Raw genomic sequence first — 21308 nt, 5'->3', positions numbered from 1 at the left:
TGGGCTGCGACCTGGCGCAGGGTTACGGGCTATCGTCACCCGGCGCAATGGCTGGCCGCCTGCCGACTCATTCGCGGTGGGCCTGGACCATGGTTTCGGTCAGCTCGCGCAGCAGTTCGGCTTCATCTTCCTTGCGACAACGCAGCAGCAGGTCCGCGGCTCTCTGGTAGAGGGTGTTCTCGTTGGGATAGCGACCGCTGGCCAGGTTGACGCGTTGCAGCACGCCGTTCAAGCGCCAGGCAAGCCCATCCACATCGCCCACCTCACGCTCCAGTGCGTCGATGTAGAGCGCTGGCACTGCGGGGCCGGTATAGGCACCCGCTTCGGCCGACGGGTCAGTGAGCGTGTCGAAATATTCGGAGGCGCCCATCCAGCGTTCGGCCAGCCTTTCGAAGGCCAGTGGCCGTAAACGGCGCAGCCAGGCTCGCCAGAAGGGTTGGTCCACTGCCCAGTGTTCGAGGGCGGAGGCACTCGTGCCCTCGATCACGGCATCACCCAGGCGTTGCAGGGTCGGCTCATCGAGGTGCGCCAGTTGCGGGAAACGCATGGCCTGCGGTTGCGGCGGCAGGTTCAGCCTCTGTCGTAGCTGGATACGCGCATGCAGGGCCATCTCCAGTTCGTCGGGGTGATCGCTGACCAGTTCCTGATCGCTGATGCCATCGTCGGGGTGCAGGGCTGGAACGGGGTTGTCCGTCGGGTGATGGTCATCGGCCCGCAAGGCCCTGCGTCTGGCCAGCCGCGCCTGATAAAGAGCGCCGACGCGTTCGTCGAGCAGGCGCTGGCGCAGCAGCGCGCGGGCACTGTCCACGGCAACCTGTTCGTCGGCTTCGGCAGCCGCGGCATGGGCGACCGTCTGCCACACCGTCACTTGCGTCTCGACTTGCTGGAACAGCACGATGGCCTGGTCCACGCACTCCTGGGTGGCGTCCTCGAGCAGGTCGTTGATCTGCTGCTGCACCTGCGCCCGGCCCCAGCCGGTATCGGCTTCGCCTTCTTGCGTGCTGGACAACATTTCGACCACGTGTTGCATGCGCTGGCGCATCTGGGCTGGGGCGTCCAGGAAGTCCTGTGTATCGGGCAGCCGTTCGAGTAGGTTGTAGAGCGGCTGCCACTGTGGATCGTCAGCCGTTTCGGCAATGTGCAAACGCAACGACTCAGGCCAGTCGGCGGCCCAAGGGTTGGCCTGTGCAAGGGCTGGGAGGGTGGTGAAGCCGGCCTGTTCGAGATTGGCCAGGGCCGCTTCGTCGAAAGGATTGCCGTTGAAGGAATAGGCAATGCCTTCGAGGTGATCGCGTACCGCGCGGGCAAAGGCTGTCTGGCTCAGGTCGGGGGTAACGGCGAGCTCGTTGGCGCTCAGGTCCAGCTGGCGCAGCACCAGAGGCTCCTGGTTCATGAGGGCCTCGAGCCCCGCCGGCCATTGGCTGATGTTGGTCAGTTCCAGGTCCAGTCGCTGCAGGCGTGTCCAGCCGCTCAAGTCGGGGGCCAGGGCCAGCGGGTTTTCGTACAGCGACAGCATCTCCAGACGGTTGAGCCCGGCCAGTGCGGTACGTGCGGCCTCATCCAGCACGATCGCGTTCTGAGCCAGGCTCAACCCGATCAAGGCCGGCCAGCGTTGCAGGGCCTGAAAGTGTTCGGCGGTCATGATCAGGTCGTTGAGGTCGGCCTGGAACCAGGCCAGCGACGGCAGGGCGCTGAGGCGCTCGAGCGTAGTCACCGAGAGGGTGTGAATGCCATCGGTGAGGTTGAGCCGTTGCAAGTGGGGCATACGTTCGAGCAGCGCGAGGCTTTCCTCCCCGTCCAGGTCAATGTTGTTTTCCGAGATATCCAGTGCCTGCAGTTCGTGCATCTCGGCCAATGCCTGGGGCAGACGGCTTAGGCTGTTTTCCGCCAGGTCAAGCAGGCGCAGGCCGGGAAAGGCTTCGAGAAACGCGTTCAGGCCGGGCATGTCTGGGGTGTTGAGACCGTTGAGGTTGAGCAGGCGAACGTGAGGCAGGCCTATGGGCAAAGCGGGTACGCTGGTCAGGCCATGCCCCTCCAGCACCAGGTTGATATCGTCGATGTTGTCGTGCGGCCCTTCTGCGCTTTCCCGGCGCCACGCACTGCGAATGCGTTGCGCGAAGGTTTCGCGCAATCCATGTTGCTGTTCCTGCGCACCGGGCAGGAGGCCCTCGGGGGCGTGTACCCAGCGTTGCAGTACGCTGTCGAGTCGGCGGTAGTCCACCAGCAGACGGGCCGGCCTGGTGGCGCAGGCGCTGGCGCAGCATCTCCCGGTCGCCTTGCGGTGTGGCCGGGAACAGTTGATCGAACAGCTCGTCTTCAGTCCAGTAAGCGCGTCCTCGGCCACTGAGGCGATAGCCGATACGACGATCACCGGGTAGGCGGGTGGGCAGTCGGTACATCGGTCGAACCGGTGTCATGCCTAGGTCCAGAGCGGCTTGCCGACGGTCACGGGCGGCCAGTTCGAACAGGTTGTCGCGCAGCTTGCCCTGCTCATGGATCAGCAGCCCGAGTGCGTCACGTTCGCTGTCGGGCAACGCCTGCAGCATCGCGCGGTATACATCGCTGCGCCCCGCCAGCTCGTTGCCGAACGCGTCATGGGGGGTATATCCATCGGCGTTGCGCACCAGGGTCTTGGTGGGCAGCCCTTGCTCGCCTGTGCTGGCGAGCAGCCGCCCCCTGAGGTTCGAGTCGCGCAGTTCGAGGCGCAACTTGCCGCGCCATCCAGGCAGACGCCGTAACGCGGCGAATGCCAGGGCATCGCGGTCGGTGGTGGCGCCGTTGCCATGGTGGAAGCGGGCAAGGGCCTTGCCGATGCGGCTTTCACGCAGGTAAAGCCGTGCGGTCTCGGCCAGCCGCAAGGGCAAGCGCCCCGATTGCTGTAGCCGGGCGATGTCGCTGGCCGACGCCTGGGCGAGGATCTCCGAGCGGCTCGCCTGGGTGAGCGATGGGAAGTCGCGAGCCAGGATGGCGGTCAACGGCTGTTCGTTGGCCGGGACGCCGATCGGGTGTGCGCCGAGAGCTTCGAGGCTTTCGAGCAGCAACGCGGGGGTTGGTCTGTGATCCAGCAACACTCGGCGCAGCGCTGCGGCATCGTAGCCGCTGCATTGCAACGCTTTGCCGAGGGTTTGCGCATCCAGGCCTTGGGCAGCGGGGCCCAGGTGTTCGAGCAGGGTGTCGGCCTGCCAGTCCAAGGGGCGATCGTGTTCGAACAGCCATGTGCCCTGGCCGTTGCCGAGCAGTGTAGGCTGGTGCCGCTGTCCCCGGACCGATGGCAGGCGAGCGGTGCCGTCTGTGACCTGTTCGAGCGGCAGCGCCTGCCCGTCGCGCTCGAACCATGGCTTGCCCTCCCACAGGTACAGGCCTCGGCCATCACGGGCCTGGCCGAGTGGCCAGGGCCGGGGGCGGGAAAAGGGTGTCAGCTCACCGGACCACAGTCGCTGTTCACCGTCGGTGCCTACTGGTTGCCAGCTGTGCAAGATGCCCTGAGGTTCGATGAAGCGTCCCGCGGCGCCTAGGGCGGCGAACTGTGCAAGGCTTGCCAGCACGTCGAACAGGTGACCGATCGCGGCATCGGCATCGCCTTCGTTGGCGGCGTGCACGCCGTCGAGGAATTCGTCGACCACCTGCGCACCGCCGATGACCAGCATCACCTCGCCCAGACCGGGCACGAAGAATCCCGCCAGGTTGAGCACGGTCAGGCCGACGCCCAGCCAGCTCTGGATGCGGGCAAACTGGGCATCGGCATCACGTTGGGCGGCTGGAACGGCCAGGATGGCGGCATCCTGCATGCGTCGCTCGACCTCGATGCGCGCGTACTCGACGAAGCCATCCCTAGGCCACGGCGTGAAGGTGATGTCCAGCCTCGCGTTCTTGTCGAGGGTTTCCTGCCAGAGGTCGGTAGTGGCAGGAAACACGCGTTTGAGCCAGCTGAAGCGTTCGCCTTTCTCCAGCACGGGAGCAGATGGATGCAGCTCGGCATATGGGTAGCGCGGGTACAGGATCTGACGCAGCCGTGCGCTGAAAAGAGGTTGCTCGGCAAGACTGACAAAGCGTGTGAAGTACTCGCGCTCCTCTTGCTGCCACAGCATCTGGGTGAGCGCCGTGCTCGCGGCCTGCGCTGAGGGGTACTGGCGCAGTGGCTGACCAGGATGACCTGGCAGATACAGCAGGCAACGCTCGACAGCATCGCGCGGTGCGAGGCGGACCAGCATAGGGCCATGCAAGGGGATGCCGAACAGGCTGAGGAAGCCGCATTGCAACTGACTGCGTGCTGATTCGGCTAGACCGGCGAATATCGTTTCACCCATCAGTGCACCCTCGGCATCCAGATGCCCTTGCAGCGTAGCCTGGGTCAGCTCGGCAGCGAAGGTGGCCCGGGCGTACTGGCGCACCAGGTCGCGAAAACCGTCGGTATCTATATGGTCGCCCAGGTGATAGCGATAGCGCTGACCGAGGTCGAGATTGCGTACGCCGCTGACGAAGGTGGCCGCTTGTTCGCCCGAGCGCTTTTCAAGGCGGGTGGCCGAGTCGTACAGGGTGACGCGAGCGCCGGCATCGAAGTTCTGCAAGGCTGCCTCGAGCCAGCTATGGCCGTTGCCATCACTCCACACCCGAGCTTGGTCGACCTTGGGCAGCACCTGGTCCGGGAACCAGCGCTGCAGGGCTTGCTCCAGCAGCGGGCGGCAGAAGGTCTCGATGCTTTGCACCGGCGCCAGCGCCTCGCGCAGGCGGCGCATCGCGGCATGGCTCTGCCTGACGCGCTGCTTGAGCAACTGGCGCTCGGCCGTGGACGCCTGCGCGAACCAGGAAGGCATGCGCGTGTGAATGAAGGACAAATGCGGGGACAAGGGGGGCTGGGTCATCGTCGTTGCTCCATTTTCGGGGAGTACAGAGGCTAATGACCCAGGGCCCTGTGGTCGGGCTACATAATTGATGCCCAGCCGGTGGCCGTGTGTTTCACACCTGTGATGCCGTGCTTTTCACCGAGGCCAACTCCGGATGGGCCACCAGCTTGAGGACTTTGGCTGGCCCACGCTTGTGATTCGAGATCAGAGTGGCATTCAGCTGGCCATTCACCGCTCTCACTCCAGATTCTAATCCCTCCTCAAAACACAAGGCCGCTCCCACATGGACCGTACAGGGCTTAAAAACCTACTGTGGCCGACAGCAAGTAGGTGCGCGGTGTGGAAAGGGTCAAGCCGGGCTCACTGTCATCCGAAGCCCCCGCCGAGCTCCAGTAACGGTCATCCAGCACATTCTCGACACTGGCACGCAAGGTCACCTCGGCAGCATCCACCTTGAAGGCATAGCGCGCCCCCAGGTCATACCGCTCCCAGCCGTCGATCTGCTTGCTGTTGTTCTGGTCCAGGTACTGCGAACTGGAATGAATGCCCCGCGCCGTCAGGGTTAGGCCGTTCACGCCCGGCACATCCCACTCGGCACCGAGATTGACGTTGTATTCGGGCGTCGCTGGCGCGCGGTTGCCATCGAAGGCGCCACCCACGGTATCGGTAAGCTCGCTGTCGATGTACATCACCCCACCCAGTACGCGCACCCCCTGTACAGGCTCACCAAACACACTCAGCTCGATCCCACGGTTGTCGCGCTTGCCGTTGGGGCCGAACACCCGCGAGGTGGCGTTGGTTTCGTAGGCCGGCTGGCGAATGCGGAAGGCGCTGGCTGTGAACGCCACCTGGCCAAAATCGTACTTGGCCCCTACCTCAACCTGGCGGCTGGTGAACGGCGGGAAAATCTGGTCCTCGTTGATCGAGGTCGATGGCGCGATCTTGCCTTGGCTCAGGCCCTCCATGTAGTTGGCGTACAACGACAGCTGGTCGGTCACCTTGAGCAACACGCCACCCGACGGTGAGACCTTTTCTTCGTCATAGGCCGTGTCGCCTTTGATGCCGTCGCTCCAGTCATCCACCTGCACCCGCTGCCAGCGCGCCCCCAGGGTCAGCAGCAGACGGTCGGCGAAAAAGCCCAGCGTGTCGGCCAGGGCCACGCCGGAGAAGCGGTTCTCCGTGTAAACCTGCGGGTCGATGCGGGTTGGCGTACCCGGTGTCGGGGTAGCAACCGGGTTGTAGAGGTTGCTCGGCGCCGAGGCATAACGCGCACCGCCGTTGGTGAAGTCCATGTAGAAATAGCTGGCGGCCAGGTTCAGCTCATGGCTGACCGGCCCGGTATGAAACCAGCTGCGCAGGCCGGCCATGGCGGTGCGCACCGATTCGTCGCGAGTGAAATCGCGCGGCTGAACGGTGAAATCGCCGGCATCGTTGGTAATAGACACGTTGTGGCGCAGGAAGTCATGGTTACTCTTGCGCGCGCCGACTGCCCCATAGGCCAGCAGCGATTCGCTGATATCGTACTCGGCGTTCAGCGCACCGAAGGTGTCGTTGGTGCGCGCCTTGCTCCAGGCCTGAGCGTAGTTGTGGCGTACGTCATTGGCATCCGGCACCTTGGCATTCGCACCCACCAGCACACGCTCCTGCGGCGCGTCGGTATCACGCTCGGTATGCCCGAGGTCCGCTGAAAGCCGCAGCCGCTCGCCGCGAAAATCCAGGCCCAGCACGGCCATTTCGCGATCGACGCGCTGGTGGTCCCATTCGGTGTCACCGGCCTGCTTCACCCCATTGAAACGCACGCCGAACTGCTGCCCTTCACCAAAGCGTCGACCAACGTCCACGGCGCCACCTGCCTGCCCAGCCGACGCATAGCTGCCGGTGAACGCGGTGATCGGCTTGTCGCCGGCCCGCTTGGGCTGCACATTGATCCCGCCGCCCACGCTGCCACGGGGCGAAATGCCGTTGATCAACTGGCTGGGGCCTTTGATGATGTCGACCCGGTCGGCCATTTCCATGTCGATCGAGTAGGTCGGCAAGATGCCGTATAGGCCGTTGTACGCCACATCACTGTTGAACAGGCTGAAGCCGCGAATGGTGAACTGCTCGAAACGCCCACCCGCCGGGTTGGTCGCGCGCACCGAGGGATCACTGGCAATCAACTCACCCAAGGTACGTGCCTGCTGGTTCTTCACCAGCTCGCTGGTGTAGCTGGTGATGCTGAATGGGGTTTCCATGAAATCACGCGAACCCAGCAGGCCTTGAGCGCCCTGGCGCGCCACCTGGCCACCGGCGTATGGCTGCGTTTCGCTACCTGCAGCCAAGCCGCCGACGATGCTGGTCGGGGCGATTTCCAGTGCGCCGCTGGACTGTGTTGGTACCAGGGTGAAGGCGCCCTCACCCACCGGCATCAACTGCAAACCGCTGTCGCGCAGCAGCTGCAAGAAGCCCTCTTCGACACTGTAGTTACCGGACAGGCCGCTGCTGTGCCGGCCCTGGACCAGTGCCGGGTCCAGCGATAGGCTGACACCGGCCTGGTCGGCGAAGTGGGTCAACGCGGTGCCCAGGCTGGCGGGTGCTACCTGGTAGGTACGCCGGGCAGGCTCATCGGCCCACGCCGGTGCACACAACAACAGGCTCATCGCAAACAACGGATGTGCTGCGCGCGCCAGTGGGCGCGGGCGGCAAGACTTTACTGCAGGCATCGAACAAGGCTCCCCTTTATTTTCTCATACCGGTAATGACCGGCGAGTGAAAAAAAGGGGACAGCCTCATGCACGATTTTCTTGTGCGGCCAGGCTCACCCAATAACGCGTGCGGGTATGCACCTGCAACGGCAGGCTGGCGGCCAGCAAGGCCAGCACCCGGTCGGTATCGTCAAGGCGGAATGTGCCGGTAACACGCAGGCCCTCAAGCGCAGGTGCCCAACGCAACACGCCGGGGCGATACCTGCGCAGCTCGTGTAGCAACTCGCCCAATGGGCGATCATCCAACCGCAGCACGCCTTCGCGCCAGCCCAGTGGCCAAGCGTCGAACCCGTTGACAGGGCCGACACCCGCGGCCTGCAAACTGGCCTGTTGCCCGGCCCGCAACATCACTGCTGGGCCACGCAACGGCTGCAGACTGGCCATCCCATTGACCACCGACACCCGACAGGCCTCATCGACCAGACGCAAGCACACATCGCCTTCACTGAGCAGCACCTGGCCGTAAGGCACCTGCAGGCTCAGGAAAAGGTTACCGGGGACTTTGACTGCCACTTCGCCGCGCAGCAGTGCCACACGGCGTGCATCCAGGTCGATATTGACCGCACTGTCGGTGTTCAACTGCACGAAAGTTCCGTCGCTCAGCAGTACCTGACGGCGCTCGCCTACCGAGGTGCGCAGGTCAGCGGTCCAGGCATCAAGTGGCAGCTCGCGGCTCACCAGCCAGGCCGTCGGCAGCAGCGCCGCCACGCCCAGGGCCTGTTTGAGCAGCGCCCTGCGGCCGGCATCCGGGCGGTCCAGGGTGGCCATCGCCAACGCCCCGGGCAACCCGGAAAACCGCGCACGCAGCAATGCTGCCTTTTGCCAGGCGTCTTCGTGCAGGCTGTTGCTGGCGCGCCATTGCGCCAAGTGGCGCAAGTCAGTCTCACTGGCATCGCCGGAATCCAGCAGCGCCAGCCAACGGGCCGCTGCACGCAGCGCTTCGCGCGTTTGGGGAGGATTGTGGCTCATTGCAAGTCGGCCAGCAGGCAATGTTCATAGGCCTGCGCCATGTAGCGCTTGACGGAGCGTTCGCAAATACCCAGGCGCTGGCCAATTTCGGCGTAACCCAGGCCTTCCAGCTGGCTCCAGAGAAAGGCCTTGCGCACCGGCGCCTTCAGGCCGTCGAGCAACTCATCCAGTGCTTGCAGGGTTTCCAGCAACACCCAACGCTGTTCTGGCGAAGGCACATGCTGCTCGGGCAGGTTGGCCAGGGCATCAAGGTAGGCTTGCTCCAGGCTGCGCCGCTGGTGGAAGTTGCTCAGCAGGCGCTTGCCCACGGTCAGCAGATAAGCGCGCGGTTCGCGAATGTCTGCCAGTGGCTGGGCACTGGCCAATACCCTCAGAAAGGTATCTTGGCTGAGGTCGGCAGCATCCCAGGCATTGCCCAGACGCCGACGTAACCAGGTTTCAAGCCAGCCGCGGTGCTCCCGGTACAGGGCAGGCAGGCTTGGCTCGGTTGGCGGCGCGGCGTCTATCATCGGGAAGGCCCTGCGGCGGTGTAAATAAGATTAATTCTAATTTACATCACACCACAGAACCAAGCGGTTTGTTACCGGTCAGGCAATTGCCGCATCCACCAGCACTTGTGCTTCCTGCACCAGGCGCTGCAGGTGCGCCTCGTCGATGAAGCTTTCGGCGTAGATCTTGTAGATGTCTTCGGTACCCGACGGGCGCGCGGCGAACCAGCCATTGGCGGTCATCACCTTCAGCCCGCCAATGGCCTGACCATTGCCTGGCGCGTGGCTGAGGATCTGCACGATCGGCTCACCGGCCAGCTCGGTCGATTTCACCTGCTCCGGCGCCAGCTTGCTCAGCAGCGCCTTCTGCCGGGCGTCAGCCTTGGCCTCGACACGGGTGGCGAACGGCTTGCCCAGTGCTTCGGTCAGGTCGGCGTAGGCCTGGCTTGGGTTGCGCCCGGTGCGGGCGGTCATTTCGGCGGCGAGCAAGGCCGGGATCAACCCGTCCTTGTCGGTGGCCCACACCGAGCCATCGCGGCGCAGGAACGAAGCCCCTGCACTTTCTTCACCACCAAAACCGAGCGAACCGTCGAACAGGCCCTGGGCGAAGTACTTGAAGCCCACCGGTACTTCGTACAGCTCGCGACCCAGGCGCTCGGTTACACGGTCGATCAGGCCGCTGGAGACCACGGTCTTGCCCACGGCGGCGTCGCTGCGCCATTGCGGGCGGTGGCGATACAGGTAGTCGATGGCCACGGCCAGGTAGTTGTTCGGTTGCAGCAGGCCATCGGCGGTGACGATGCCGTGGCGGTCGTGGTCCGGGTCGCAGGCGAACGCTACGTCGAAGCGCTCACGAAGGCCGATCAGGCCCTGCATGGCGTATGGCGACGAAGGGTCCATGCGGATCTGGCCGTCCCAGTCGACGGTCATGAAACGGAAGGTCGGGTCGACCTCGGTGTTCACCACTTCCAGGTCCAGCTGGTAGTACTCGGCAATGGCCGACCAGTAGCGCACCCCTGCCCCGCCCAGCGGGTCGACGCCCAGGCGCAGCTTGGCTCTACGGATGACGTCGAAGTCGATGACGTTTTCCAGGTCGGCCACATAGTTGCTCACGTAGTCGTGGCGCTGGGTGGTCGGGGCCTGCAGCGCCTGGCCATGGTCCATGCGCTTGACGCCCGCCAGGTTCGCCGCCAGCAGTTCGTTGGCCTTGGCCTCGACCCACTTGGTCACATCACTGTCGGCCGGGCCGCCATTGGGCGGGTTGTATTTGAAGCCACCGCTTTGCGGCGGGTTGTGCGACGGGGTGATGACGATGCCGTCGGCCAGCCCCTGCTGGCGGCCACGGTTGTAGCAAAGGATGGCGTGGGACACGGCCGGCGTGGGCGTGTACTCGTCATCCTTCGATAGCATCACCTGCACGCCGTTGGCTGCGAGCACTTCCAGGGCGCTGGCGGTGGCCGGTGCCGACAGGGCGTGGGTGTCGGCGCCGATGAACAGCGGGCCGTCGATGCCCTTTTCCTGGCGGTACAGGCAGATGGCCTGGGTGATGGCCAGGACGTGGTATTCGTTGAAACTCAATTCAAGCGAAGTGCCCCGGTGCCCCGAGGTGCCGAAGGCCACGCGCTGGGCCGCCACGGCGGCGTCGGGGCGGCCGGTGTAGTAGGCGGTGAGCAGTCGGGGAATATCGACCAGCACGCTGGCCGGAGCCGGCTTGCCTGCCAAAGGACTGAGCGTCATGCAAAAACCTCGAGTTCAACAGATGTTGGTGTTGGAGCGTGCAGTGTACTGAGAGTTGCAAGGGTGTGCGATGGGCGGCAGCAAAGAACAGGCGGTTCAGCCTGTGCTGCAGCTTTGTGCTGGTGTCTTGGTCTAGAGTACAAGCCATACCCTTGTAAAAGAGGCCCCATGGCTTTCCACCGCCTGACCCGCACACACCCTCGCCTGAGCCTCGCCGCAGCAGTTGGCCTTGTTGGCGCCTGGTTGATCCCAGCTGGCGATACCGTGCAGCACATCCTCGCCGGCTGGAACCTAGGCGTATGGCTGTACCTGCTGCTGGTGCTGTACCTGAGCTGGAACGCAGGCCCCGATAAAGTCCGCAAGGTCGCCCGTGTCGAAGACGAAAACGCGGGCATAGTCCTGCTGACCGTGTGCATCGCCGCCATCGCCAGCCTTGCCGCGGTCACCCTGCAACTGGTTTCCAGCCGCGGCCTGCAAGGCACACCGCTGGCCCTGCACTACCTTTACACCGGCCTGACCGTAGCCGGTTCCTGGCTGCTGATCGGCTGCATCTTCAGCCTGCACTACGCGCGGCTGTTCTACACCGGGCAAAACCACGAACCGCCTCTGCGCTTCGCTGATGGCGAACGCAACCCGGATTACTGGGACTTTCATTACTTCTCGTTCACCATCAGCGTCGCGGTGCAAACGTCTGACGTGGGCGTCGCAGGGCGAGGATTACGCCGGGTGGTGCTGGCGCATTCATTGGTGGGGTTCGTGTTCAATACGGCCATTTTGGGGTTCACCATCAATATCGCCGCCGGGCTGCTGGGTTGAACCGCTCGTCTGAAACCTGGATGCTGAACGGTGGCGAAATCAATGCAACTCAACGGGAAAACCGGCCGCCACACTGCCAGGAAAACGTTTGCCACGCAGTCACCGAACAATCCTAACCCACGACAAGGATGTGATCGCTGTCATGCATTAGCGCATTTGTCGTATTTGCAGCCGAGAATCGCCCGTGACAGGTGCTATGTTTACCTTCCCGGCGGCTGCATCGAAGTGGCCACCCGCTCACCACGTCCAGGCATGGACAAGGAGGCTGGCATGAACAAGATGACGTTCCCCAACGCCTGCCAGGTGATGCGCTGGCATTTCCACCCGCTGGGCTTCGAGGCCAGCATGGATGCGCCACGCAGCATGGTCGCGCGGTTGTTTGACCGCGCCAGCGGTGAAACCCTGCTGGCAATTGCCGGCATCCCTTGTGCGGCGATCATGGCTGCCGCCGATGTAGAACGCATCATCGAGGCCGTCGAGGCGGAGATGGATGCCTTCATACCCGCGGTTACCTTGCGCGCTGCGGTCTAGCCCGCAGCGTTACTTTCCTCGCCCATCGCCCGCAACTTGCCCATGAACTGCTCGGCCGGCACCGGCTGGCCCAGCAGGTAACCCTGCAGCGAATCGCAACCCAAGCGGGTCAGGAAGTCCTGCTGCATGTCGGTCTCCACCCCCTCGGCAACGATACGCAGGCCCAACGCCTGGCCCAGTGCGACAATGGCCGAAACGATCGCGGCATCGTCACTGTCCTGCTCCAGGTCGCGCACGAAGCCGCGGTCGATCTTCAGCTCGTTGGCTGGCAGGCGCTTGAGGTACATCAGGCTGGAATAGCCGGTGCCAAAGTCATCGATGGACAGGTCCACACCCATGTCGGACAGGCGCTGCAACACGGTCAGGCTGGCGTCGGCGTCGTGCATGGCGGTGGTTTCGGTGATTTCCAGGGTCAGGCAGTTGGCGGGCAGGCCATTCTGCTCCAGGGCGCGTGCCACGCTCTCTACCAGCCCGGCGTGGCAGAACTGGATGGCCGACAGGTTCACCGCCATGCGCCAGCCGTTGTGGCCCTGGTCCAGCCACTGGCGCATCTGCCGGCAGGCCTCTATCAACACCCACTCACCAATAGGAATGATCAGGCCGGTCTTTTCCGCCAGGCCGATGAAACGGTCGGGCAGCAGCAGGCCATGCTGCGGGTGCTCCCAGCGCAACAACGCCTCGGCGCCGATCGGCTGGCAGGCTTGGGCGTCGAACTTGGGCTGGTAATGCAGGCGGAACTGGCGCTGTTCCAGTGCCTGGCGCAAGTCCTGCAGCAACTGCAGTTGCTGGCGGGCGTTGCTGTTCATCGACACATCGAAGAAGCTGTAGCCGTTCTTGCCGGCGCTCTTGGCGTGGTACATGGCCGCGTCGGCATTGCGCAGCAACTCATGCTGGTCCTGGCCGTTGCCTGGGTACAGGACGATGCCCAGGCTGGCCGACAGTTGCAGGTCGTGCTCGGCCACGCGAAATGGCCGTGACACCAGGTTGACCTGCTTGACCGCCACGTCCATGGCATCATTCGGCTCCTGCAGTTCCACCAACAGCACGAACTCGTCACCCCCAATTCGCGCCAGGGTGTCCTGGCTGTGCAGGTGGCCACGCAGGCGCGCCGCCACGGCCTTGAGCAGCAGGTCGCCGATGTGATGGCCAAAGGCATCGTTGACCGGTTTGAAGCCGTCCAGGTCGATGAACATCAGGGCAAAACAACCGCCCTGCTCCGCTACCTTGGCGATGGCCTGCTCGATACGGTCGGCCAGCAAGGTACGGTTGGGCAGATCGGTGAGGGTGTCGTGCAGGGCCAGTTGGGTGAGCTCTTGGTTGGCCAAGGTCAGCGAACGGGCCAGCTCGGCCGTACGCGCTTCGAGGCGTGCGTCCAACACCGAGGTCAACAAAGCCACAGCCAGTACCGCCAGGGTGGTGATCAGTACCAGGTAGACCAGGCCCTCACCCTGCAGCCCGCCGCCCAGCGCACCACAGAAGCTGCCCTCGGGGAAATTCGCCGCCGCCATGCCGGTGTAATGCATGCCGACGATGGCAAAGCCCATGACCACCGCCGCCAGGCCTCGAATCTGCCGCACATAGGGGGTGTGCCTGCGCAGGCGGAAGGCGATCCACAACGCCGCCGCCGAGGCGCCCACGGCAATCAGCAACGAGGCGCCGAACAACGTCGGGTCGTAATCGATACCCGGCAGCATGCGCAGCGCGGCCATACCGGTGTAATGCATGCAGGCGATGCCAGCGCCCATGATCAACGCGCCAAGCCCCAGTTGCAGCGCCGGCAGGCTCGGCTGGCTGACCAACCACAAGGCAAAGCCCGAGGACAGCACGGCAATCAACAGCGAGAACGCGGTCAGGGCAAGGTCGTAACCCAGGTCGATGGGCAAGCTGAAGGCTAGCATCCCAATGAAGTGCATCGACCACACGCCGATGCCCATGGCCAGTGCACCGCCGCCCATCCACAGGTAGGCAGCTCGGCCCTTGGCCGTGGCGATACGGCCGGTCAGATCGAGGGCGGTATAGGACGCCAGGATCGCCACGCACAGCGAAATCAACACCAGCGAAGAGGAGTAGCTACCGGTCAACATTGGGGAATTCCAGCGACGGGACAGGGTGCCCGGCAAAAGCTGACGATTGTACTCAAGCTTAAGCGAAACGCACGGGGTTTTTGCGAATGGGAATGGATCCAATACCTGGATGATACAACTATGCGCTGTACCTTGTGGAAGCGGCCTTGTGTCGCGAAAGGGCTGCGAAGCAGCCCCAGCTATATTAATGGTTACGCGAATAATCTGGGGCCGCTTTGCGGCCCTTTCGCGACACAAGGCCGCGCCCACAAACGCGTGCGATTGCTTCAGTCCTGCTCGGCAAAGGCTTGCTCGGCATCCCAGCCGCCCCCCAGCGCAGCCACCAGTTGCACGCTGGCCACCAGGCGCCCTTGCAGCAGGTTCAACACACTGCGCTCGTTGCTCAGCGCCGTGGTCTGCACGTTGACCACATCCAGGTAGCCGATCAGCCCGGCGCGGTACTGGTTCTCGGTCAGGCGCAGCGACTCGCGGGCGGCATCCAGCGCTTCCTGGCGCACCACGGCTTCATCGCCATACACCTTCAACTGCACCAGCAGGTTTTCCACTTCCTTGAAGCCGTCCAGCACCGTCTGGCGATACTGCGCAACGGTCTGGTCATACACTGCCACCGTGCGGTCGACCTCGGCGCTGCGTTTGCCAGCGTCGAACAGAGTCAGCGCCAACTGCGGGCCTACCGACCAATAGCGGTTGGGCAGCTCGATCCAGTTGCTGAAGCTGCTGCTGGAATAACCGCCACTCATGCTCAGGCTGAGGTCCGGGAAGTACGCTGCCCGCGACACGCCAATGTTGGCGTTGGCCGCCATCACATTACGTTCGGCCGCCGCGATATCCGGGCGCCGCTCCAGCAGTTGCGAAGGCAGCGAAACCGGTATTTGCGGCAGTGCCGGAATCGCCTTGCTGTCGGCCAGGGCAAAGTCGGCGGGAGCCTTGCCCAGCAGCACGGCAATGGCGTTCTCGAACTGCGCGCGCTGCCAGATCAGGTCGATCAGGTCGGCCTGGGTGCTTTTGAGTTGGGTGCGGGCCTGGGCCACGGCATCAGGGCCAGCGACACCGGCACGGTACTGGTTCTCGTTCATGCGCAGCGAGCGCTCGTAGGCCGCCACGGTGGCTTCCAGCAAGCGTTTCTGCTCGTCTATAACGCGCAATTGCAGGTAATTCTGCACCAGCTCCGATTGCTGGCTCAGGCGGATCGAAGCGAGGTCGGCGAAGCTGGCTTCGGCACTGGCCTCGTTGGCATTCATGGTTTCCCGCAGCTTGCCCCACAGGTCGATTTCCCAGCTCACGCCCAACTGCGCGTTGTAGGTGTTGCGAATGCCACTGCTGTTGTTGGAAAGGCTCGAACTGGAGCTGCCGGTACCCTGCGCCGAGCGGTTTTTGCTGGCGCTCAGGTCCAGGCTGGGGAACAGCGCCGCACGGCTGCTGCGCACCAGCGCCTGGGCCTGACGGTACTGGGCTTCTGATTGCGCCACGGTCTGGTTGCTGCGGTTAAGCTCCTCGACCAGCGCATTGAGCCCGGCATCGCCGTAGATTTCCCACCAGGCGCCGCGGGCGATGGCATCGGACGGCGAGGCCTGGGTCCAGCCTTCGGCGTGCTTGAACTGCGCCGCCGAGCTGTTCAGCTCGGGGCGGTGGTAGTCCGGGCTCAGTGTGCAGGCACTGAGCAAGGCCACGCACAGCCCGGCGCCGAGCAGGCGCGAGCCACGCCCACGGGTCAGCGCTTGCAGGGCGCGGTGAAGTGGGGTCTGGGCAAAAGTCATAGCGGGGTTTCCAGGGCGGCGTCGGTGCGCACGCCGCGCCAACGGTTGAAACGGTGGCGCAGGCGGTCCAGGTACAGGTAGACAACCGGCGTTGTATAAAGGGTGAGGATCTGGCTGAACACCAGGCCGCCGATGATCGTCAGGCCCAGCGGCTGGCGCATTTCTGCGCCTTCGGCGTGGCTCAACAGCAACGGCAAGGCGCCGAGGATGGCTGCCAGGGTGGTCATCAGGATCGGCCGCAGGCGCAGCAGGCAGGCCCGGCGGATCGACTCTTCCGGCGACAGGCCCTGGTGGCGCTCCAGTTGCAAAGCCAGGTCGATCATCAGAATGGCGTTCTTCTTCACCACGCCAATCAGCAGGAACAGCCCCAGCAGCGAGATCAGGCTGAACTCGCCGCCGGTGACGTACAACGCCAGCAAGGCCCCGACGCCGGCCGAAGGCAGTGTCGAGAGAATGGTCAGCGGGTGGATGTAGCTCTCATAAAGAATGCCCAGCACCAGGTACACCAGCAGCAGTGCGCCAAGGATCATGAAGGGCTGGCCCTGTTGGGTCTTGGCAAAGGCATCGGCAGTGCCGCCGAGCTTGGCAATCACCTCCTCGGGTAAGCCCAGCTTGGCCACCGCGCGCTCCAGCGCCGCCATGGCCTGGTCGGGGCTGTAGCCTTCGGCGACGTCGAAGGCGATATCCTCCGAGGCGAACTGGCCTTCGTGGCTGACCCGGTCGTTGGCCAGGCTGTTTTCGTAGCGGGCGATGGTCGACAACGGCACGCGAGCCCCGTCGGCGGTAATCACCTGCACTTGTTCGAGAGTGCTTGGGTCCCAGGCGTATTTCGGGTTGATCTCCAGCACCACCTGGTACTGGTTGAGGCTGTCGTAGATAGTGGAGATCTGCCGCTGGCTGTAAGCGTTGTTCAGTACCGTGGTGACCATGTCCATGTCGATGCCCAGGCGCTTGGCCTGGTCACGGTCGACCACCAGCGTCACCTGTTGGGTACCGGCACCATCGCGGGCGTCGATGGCGGTCAATTCCGGTAGCGCACGCAGCGCCGCGACCACCTTGGGGAACCACAGGCGCAATGCCGCCAGGTCACCGCTTTGCAGGGTATACAGGTACTGCGACGAGGTCTGGTCACGCCCCCCGCCCCCCAGTTGCAAGTCCTGGTCGGCCATCAGGAACAGACGCCCGCCGGGCACTTTGGGCATTTCCTTGCGCAGGCGCTCGATCACCTTCTGCGCATCGATCTTGCGCTCGCTGATCGGTTTCAGGCGCACCAGCACCATGGCGTTGTTGGTGCCGCTGTTGCCACCGATGAAACCGGCAACGCTCTGCACGGCCGGGTCGGCAAGCAAGGCGCGACGGTAGATTTCCATCTTCGGCTGCATCACGCTGAACGACAGACCATCGTCGCCGCGGATAAAGCCCATCAGTTGGCCGGTGTCCTGCTGCGGCATCAGCGTCTTGGGCACCACCACGTACAGGGCGATGTTGATGCCGATGGTGGCCAGCAGGCTGAGCAGGGTCAGGCGCTTGTGGCGAATGGCCCAGCCCAGGCTGCGGTCATAGGCATTGACCATGCGTTGATGCAGCTTGTCGCTCCACCGCTGCAGGCGGGTCTGCTCGGCCTGGTGCGGCTTGAGCCAACGAGCGCAAAGCATCGGCGTGAGGGTCAACGACACCACCAGCGAGACGATGATCGCCGCCGCCAGGGTAATGGAAAACTCCTGGAACAGGTTGCGCACAATGCCCCCCATGAACAGGATGGAGACAAACACCGCCACCAGCGACACGTTCATCGACAGCAAGGTGAAGCCCACTTCCTTGGCGCCCAGGAAGGCCGCCTTCATCGGCGGCTGGCCGTCCTCGATGTGCCTGGAAATGTTCTCCAGCACCACGATGGCGTCGTCCACAACCAGCCCGGTGGCGAGGATCAGCGCCATCAGCGACAGGTTATTGAGCGAGAAGCCGCACAGGTACATGACCGCGAACGTGCCCACCAGCGATACCGGCACCGCCAGGCTGGGGATCAGCGAGGCGCGCAGGCTGCCGAGGAACAGGTAGACCACCAGGATCACCAGCACCACGGCGATCAGCAAGGTGTGCTCGGCCTCTTTCAGCGTGGCCTTGATCACAGGCGAGCGATCCATGGCCACGTTCAGTTGCACGCTGGCGGGCAGCAACGACTGCAAGGCCGGCAACTGCGCCTTGATCTGGTCGACCGTTTCGATGATGTTGGCGCCGGTCTGACGGTTGACCACCAGCAGCACCGCTGCCTGGTCATTGAAGAAGCCACTGTTGTAGCGGTTCTCGACGCCGTCGGTGATGGTCGCCACGTCGGACAGCCGCAGGATGGTGCCGTTCTGCTGGCGGATCACCACCGGCTCATAGTCCTTGGCGCTTTCCAGCTGGTCGTTGGCACGCACCTGCCAGTTGCGCTCGGCGTCCTCGACAAAGCCCATGGGCCGGCGCTGGTTGGCGTTGGACACCGCCGTGCGCACCTCGTCCAGCGACAGGTTGTACTGGTTGAGCAATTGCGGCTCGACGGCAATGCGCACGGCCGGCAACGAACTGCCACCGATCTGCACCTCCCCTACCCCCGACACCTGGGCCAGGCTCTGCGACAGGATGGTGTCGGCCAGGTCGTACAGCTGGCCCTTCTGCAGCACATCCGAGGTCAGCGACAACACCATGATCGGCGCTTGTGACGGGTTGATCTTCTTGTAGGTGGGCATGCTGCGCATGCCGCTGGGCAGCAGGTTGCGGGTGGCGTTGATCGCTGCCTGCACCTCACGTGCCGCGCCGTCGATGTCGCGGCCCATCTCGAAGCCGATCACCACACGCGTGGAGCCTTGGTTGGAGCTGCTGGTGAGCGTGGTGACGCCGGCAATACTCCCCAGCTTGCGCTCCAGCGGCGTGGCCACGGTGGAGGCCATGACCTCGGGGCTGGCGCCGGACAGGTTGGCCGACACCACGATTACCGGGAAGTCCATTTGCGGCAGCGGCGCCACCGGCAGCAAGCCAAAGCTGACCCCACCCAGCAGCATGATCGCCAGGCTCAACAGCATGGTCGCCACCGGGCGACGGATGAACGGACCAGACAGGTTCATGCCTCGGCCTGCTTCACGTCAGTGGCCGGGCGCCAGCGGCGGGCCAGGCGGTCGAAGTACAGGTAGATGACCGGGGTGGTGAACAGCGTCAGCACCTGGCTGACCAGCAGCCCGCCGACCATCACCAGGCCCAGCGGCTGGCGCAGCTCGGCGCCCGAACCGGTGGCGAGCATCAGCGGCACCGCACCGAACAGCGCGGCCAGGGTGGTCATCAGGATCGGCCGGAAGCGCAGCAGCGCCGCCTGGTAGATGGCATCGCGCGGGCTCATGCCCTGGTGGCGCTCGGCCTCCAGGGCGAAGTCGATCATCATGATCGCGTTCTTCTTGACGATGCCGATCAGCAGGATGATACCGATGATGGCAATCATGCCCAGGTCGTTGCCGCTGATGAGCAAGGCCAGCAAGGCCCCCACCGCTGCCGATGGCAAGGTCGAGAGGATGGTCACCGGGTGGATGTAGCTCTCGTACAGCACGCCCAGCACGATGTACATGGTCACCACCGCTGCCAGAATCAGCAGCAAGGTACTCGACAGCGATGCCTGGAAAGCCTCGGCCGCGCCCTGGAAGCGGGTTTGCACGCCCAGCGGCATGCCGATGTCCTTCTGCACCTGCTCGATCACCTGCACCGCCTCGCCCAGCGATGCACCGTGGCCCAGGTTGAACGACAGGGTCACCGCCGGGAACTGGCCGATGTGGGAAATGGCCAACTGCGCCTGACGCTGCTCGATGCGCGCCAGCGCCGACAGGCGCACCTGGCCGCCATCGGTGGCCTTGACGTGGATTGACTCCAGCGCCTGCGGGCCAATCACGGCGGCATCCTGCGACTGCAGCACCACGCGGTACTGGCTGGCCTGGGTGTAGATGGTGGAGATCTGCCGCTGGCCGAAGGCGTCGTACAGGGCGTTGGTGATTTGTGACACGGTAATGCCCAGGCGGCTGGCCATGTCACGGTCGATCACCAGGTACACCTGCAGGCCCTTGTCCTGCAGATCGCTGGCCACGTCGGCCAGTTCCGGGCGCTGCTGCAGCGCCTGCACCAGCTTGCCGCTCCACTGCGCCAGCAGGTCGGCGTCCGGCGACGACAGACTGAACTGGTACTGGGTACGGCTGACCCGGTCCTCGATGCTCAGGTCCTGTACCGGCTGCATGAACAGACGGATGCCCACCAGCCGGTCGACTTGCGGCTGCAGGCGGCTGATCACTTGGCTGGCGGTGACATCGCGCTCGCCGTGGGGCTTGAGGTTGATCAGCAGGCGGCCGCTGTTGAGCGTGGCGTTGTCGCCGTCGACACCGATGTAGGACGACAGGCTTTGCACCGCAGGGTCTTGCAGGATCACCTTGCTCAGCGCCTGCTGGCGCTCGCTCATGGCGGCGAACGAGGTGGACTGCGGCGCTTCGGAGATACCCTGGATCACCCCGGTGTCCTGCACCGGGAAGAAGCCTTTGGGCACCACCATGTACAAGAATACCGTCAGCGCCAGGCTGGCCACTGCCACCAGCAGCGTCAGCGGTTGGTGCTTCAGCACCCACTGCAGGGCACTGCCGTAGTGCTTGATCAGCCAGTCGATCCAGGCACCGCTGGCGCGGTAGAAACGGCTTTGTTCCTCTTCCTTGGGCTCACGCTTGAGCAGGCGCGCGCACATCATCGGCGTCAGGGTCAGCGACACCACCAGGGAAATCAGGATGGCCACCGCCAGGGTGATGGCGAACTCGCGGAACAAGCGGCCGACCACGTCAGCCATGAACAGCAGCGGGATCAGTACGGCGATCAGCGAGAAGGTCAGCGAAATCAGGGTGAAGCCGATCTGCCGGGCGCCCTTGAGCGCCGCCTGCATGGGGGTCTCGCCCTCTTCGATGTGCCGGGAGATGTTCTCCAGCATGACGATGGCATCATCGACCACGAAGCCTGTGGCAATGGTCAGGGCCATCAGCGTCAGGTTGTTGACCGAGAAACCGGCCAGGTACATCACCCCGAAGGTGCCAATCAGCGACAGTGGCACGGCAATCGATGGAATGAGGGTGGCGCTGAAGCGGCGCAGGAAGACGAAGGTGACCATCACCACCAGCACGATGGCGATCAGCAGTTCGTGTTGCACGTCCTTGACCGCGGCGCGGATGGTCTGGGTGCGGTCGGTCAGCACCGAGACATCGAGGCCAGCCGGCAGGTTGTCGGTGATCGACGGCAGCAGGTCCTTGATGCGGTCGACCACTTCGATCACGTTGGCGCCCGGCTG

General features: G+C 64.1%; 12 protein-coding genes. 2 read left to right on the top strand and 10 right to left on the bottom strand.

Annotated elements, in window-relative coordinates; all coding sequences use genetic code 11:
• Window positions 1-67: 67 nt before the first annotated feature.
• The 6 genes from APH42_RS30585 to pgm all read right to left on the bottom strand — a co-directional run bounded on the left by APH42_RS30585 (window position 68) and on the right by pgm (window position 10782).
• Window positions 68-1945 carry an NEL-type E3 ubiquitin ligase domain-containing protein gene (locus APH42_RS30585; protein WP_256217841.1) on the bottom strand — a complete coding sequence of 626 codons (1878 nt, stop codon included), beginning with the start codon at window positions 1943-1945 and terminating at the stop codon, window positions 68-70.
• A complete protein-coding gene (locus APH42_RS30580; RefSeq protein ID WP_256217840.1) occupies window positions 1893-4862 on the bottom strand; it encodes a dermonecrotic toxin domain-containing protein in 2970 nt (989 codons plus the stop codon). Before APH42_RS30580 ends, APH42_RS30585 begins: the two co-directional genes overlap by 53 nt.
• Before the next feature lie 281 nt (window positions 4863-5143).
• Window positions 5144-7546, bottom strand: coding sequence for a TonB-dependent receptor (locus APH42_RS22485; RefSeq protein ID WP_012271986.1), 2403 nt, complete (start codon window positions 7544-7546; stop codon window positions 5144-5146).
• A gap of 66 nt (window positions 7547-7612) precedes the next feature.
• A complete protein-coding gene (locus APH42_RS22480; RefSeq protein WP_060494243.1) occupies window positions 7613-8557 on the bottom strand; it encodes a FecR domain-containing protein in 945 nt (314 codons plus the stop codon).
• A complete protein-coding gene (locus tag APH42_RS22475) occupies window positions 8554-9066 on the bottom strand; it encodes a sigma-70 family RNA polymerase sigma factor (protein ID WP_012271984.1) in 513 nt (170 codons plus the stop codon). The genes APH42_RS22480 and APH42_RS22475 overlap by 4 nt, the downstream gene beginning before the upstream one ends.
• Before the next feature lie 78 nt (window positions 9067-9144).
• The gene (gene pgm, locus APH42_RS22470) at window positions 9145-10782 is read right to left on the bottom strand and encodes a phosphoglucomutase (alpha-D-glucose-1,6-bisphosphate-dependent) (protein ID WP_060494242.1); all 1638 of its coding nucleotides are present in this window, start codon (window positions 10780-10782) and stop codon (window positions 9145-9147) included.
• Window positions 10783-10950: 168 nt separating this feature from the next.
• Between pgm and APH42_RS22465 the strand changes: the two genes are divergently transcribed.
• Together APH42_RS22465 and APH42_RS22460 are read left to right on the top strand one after the other, a co-directional pair.
• Window positions 10951-11598, top strand: a complete 648-nt coding sequence (locus APH42_RS22465) for a DUF1345 domain-containing protein (RefSeq protein WP_012271982.1) — start codon at window positions 10951-10953, stop codon at window positions 11596-11598.
• Window positions 11599-11868: 270 nt separating this feature from the next.
• Entirely contained in the window at window positions 11869-12129 is a 261-nt protein-coding gene (locus APH42_RS22460) for a DUF1652 domain-containing protein (protein ID WP_012271981.1), read from the top strand.
• On the opposite strand, the gene APH42_RS22455 is transcribed toward APH42_RS22460, so the two are convergent.
• The 4 genes from APH42_RS22455 to APH42_RS22440 form a co-directional block, all read right to left on the bottom strand.
• Window positions 12126-14213, bottom strand: coding sequence for a bifunctional diguanylate cyclase/phosphodiesterase (locus tag APH42_RS22455; RefSeq protein ID WP_012271980.1), 2088 nt, complete (start codon window positions 14211-14213; stop codon window positions 12126-12128). The genes APH42_RS22460 and APH42_RS22455 overlap by 4 nt on opposite strands.
• A gap of 266 nt (window positions 14214-14479) precedes the next feature.
• Window positions 14480-15970 (bottom strand): efflux transporter outer membrane subunit, encoded by a 1491-nt coding sequence (locus APH42_RS22450; RefSeq protein ID WP_012271979.1) that lies wholly within the window; start codon window positions 15968-15970, stop codon window positions 14480-14482.
• Window positions 15967-19074 carry an efflux RND transporter permease subunit gene (locus tag APH42_RS22445; RefSeq protein ID WP_060494241.1) on the bottom strand — a complete coding sequence of 1036 codons (3108 nt, stop codon included), beginning with the start codon at window positions 19072-19074 and terminating at the stop codon, window positions 15967-15969. Before APH42_RS22445 ends, APH42_RS22450 begins: the two co-directional genes overlap by 4 nt.
• A partial coding sequence (locus APH42_RS22440) for an efflux RND transporter permease subunit (RefSeq protein ID WP_060494240.1) occupies window positions 19071-21308 on the bottom strand: 2238 nt, incomplete at its 5' end. The genes APH42_RS22445 and APH42_RS22440, both read right to left, overlap by 4 nt.

Source organism: Pseudomonas sp. NBRC 111140 (genome assembly GCF_001320885.1).
GTDB classification, from domain to species: domain Bacteria; phylum Pseudomonadota; class Gammaproteobacteria; order Pseudomonadales; family Pseudomonadaceae; genus Aquipseudomonas; species Aquipseudomonas putida_P.
This window is presented reverse-complemented; position numbering and strand designations above follow the sequence as displayed.